We start from the raw sequence: 1,530 nt of genomic DNA on the forward strand, positions 1-1,530 counted from the left end.
CGAGGATCTCGCCCCAGGCTCCAACGGGCCGGTTCGTGGTGATCACGATCGAGGTTTTCAGGTAGCGCTGGTTGATGACCTGGAACAAGGCTGAGGCGGCCTCGCCGGGTAGTGGTAGGTAGCCAAGCTCGTCGATGATGAGCAGGGTCGGACCGGCGAAGAAACGCATCATCGTCGACCACTTGCCTTCGATCGCGGCGCGGTGGCAGCGGGCGGCGAGGTCGGCGGCGGAGGTGAAGTAGACGCGGTAGCCGGCGGTGACGGCGGCGTGGCCGAGGCCGGTGGCGATGTGGGTCTTCCCGACGCCGGGCGGGCCGATCAGGAGCACGTTGGTGGCGGTGTCGATGAACCGGCAGGTGCCGAGCTCGGCCAGCAGCGACCGGTCGATGCCGGACGCGGCGTCGTGATCGAAGTCGTCCAGGGTCTGCCCGGTGGGGAGGTTCGCGAACCGGAACCGGCCAGCCAGGCGGCGGGCGTCGGTGGCGGTGACCTCGACTCGCAGTAGGTGCTCGAGGGCCTGCGTCAGGGTCCATCCTTCGGCTTGTGCCTGGTCGAGGACGGCGGGGAGGGCGTCGGCGGCGTCGGCGAGTTTCAGGTCGGTGAGGTGGCCGCGCAGCTGCTGATAGACGGATGCGGCGCTGGTGCTGGTGGTGCTCATCGGAGGGTGTTCCTGTTCTTCGCGGCCTGCTCGTAAGCGGCCAGGCTGATCACGGTCGAGGGGTGCGCTGCAGCGCTGGTGAGGACAGCGGCCGCGCGCAGCGCGGCGCTGCCGGGTGGGATGCGTTCTTTGCGGCGATGCGGGCGTCCTGGTGGTGCTGATGCCATCGCGATGGCCTCCAGCGCGGTGACATGGCCGGTGTCGCGGATCGTGACGCCGAGTCCGGGCTCAGCGACGCGGTGGCGGGCGACGACCGCGCCGGAGTTGGTGGTGATGTCGATGGAGTCGGTGCCGAGGCGTTGGGACACGACGACCTTCGCGGACGCGAGTTCGGGTGGGACGGAGTAGCGGTTGCCGCGCCAGTCGATCAGCGCTTGCCGAGTCGCGGTGCGCTCCTCGGTCACGATCACCGGGAACACCGCCGCAGGTATTGGTCTGAGCCGCTCGGCCTGGAACATGGCTGCCGCGGTCGTTGACCCGTGTTCTCCCTCACGTCGGCGCTCGTCCTGCCCCATAGCGAAGCTACTCAAGCTGGCCTGCGCCTGCTCGAGGGTGACATCGTCGGGCAAGGTCCGCCACCAGCGTTGCGCGGCGGTGTGGTTGTTTTTCTCGACCACACCCTTCCGGTTGCCCGACCGAGGCCGACAGACCACCGCTATGACGCCGTGGTGCTTCGCGAACGCAGCGAACTGCGGGACCAGATCGCCGGTGCGGTGGTCCAGGACGGTCCGCATCCGGTCGAACCGCCAGAGCTTCGTGAGCCCGCCCAGCAGGGCCAGCAGGGTCGTCATCGCGGCGAGCAGGTGCGGCGTGTCCATCGACGGGGAGATCACGCCCCGCCAGACCCCGGAGTGCGCGAGCGACCCGACCAG

The 1,530-nt window shown here is 69.2% G+C and carries 2 protein-coding genes; both read right to left on the reverse strand.

Translation table 11 applies throughout. The features are described from left to right. Positions 1-658 (reverse strand): IS21-like element helper ATPase IstB (gene istB / locus ACWAUG_RS13525; RefSeq protein ID WP_460802824.1); only part of this gene is annotated, 658 nt, incomplete at its 3' end. Then, positions 655-1,530: Mu transposase domain-containing protein (locus tag ACWAUG_RS13530; RefSeq protein WP_460802825.1), on the reverse strand; the 876-nt coding region annotated here is incomplete at its 5' end. The genes istB and ACWAUG_RS13530, both read right to left, overlap by 4 nt.

It is taken from the genome of Microbacterium sp. GXF6406, assembly GCF_054798215.1.